This is a genomic window from Bradyrhizobium sp. AC87j1 (assembly GCF_002936975.1).
Lineage (GTDB): Bacteria > Pseudomonadota > Alphaproteobacteria > Rhizobiales > Xanthobacteraceae > Bradyrhizobium > Bradyrhizobium shewense.
The window spans coordinates 1-338 of record NZ_PTFE01000295.1; the positions used below are offsets into that span (position 1 = coordinate 1).

Annotated in this window: 1 protein-coding gene; it reads right to left on the minus strand. The window is 66.6% G+C overall.

All coding sequences use genetic code 11. The features are described from left to right. On the minus strand, nt 1-338 hold a 338-nt coding region (locus CV770_RS41395; protein WP_201760278.1), incomplete at both ends, for a condensation domain-containing protein.

The following is a 338-nucleotide window of genomic DNA, read 5'->3' on the forward strand; positions in this document are numbered from 1 at the left end:
CCCGGCAGGTCCAATGCTCCAACCGCATTGTTCTCCCAGGCCAGCATCACCTGCAACAACGGCGTGTGATCAAGAGCCCGGGGCGGCTGCACGATCTCCACCACCTGCTCGAACGGCAGGTCCTGATGCTCCTGCGCAGCCAGCACCGTGCGCCGCGTCCGCTCCAGAAGCTCCGACACGCTTGGCTTGCCCGAGAGGTCCAGCCGAAGCGCCAGGGTGTTGACGAAGAACCCGATCAGCTCTTCGATCTGCCGGTGCCCCCGATTGGCGCTCGGCACGCCAATCACAAGATCGTCCTGCCCCGACAGACGCGACAGCACCGCCGCCCAGGCCGCCAG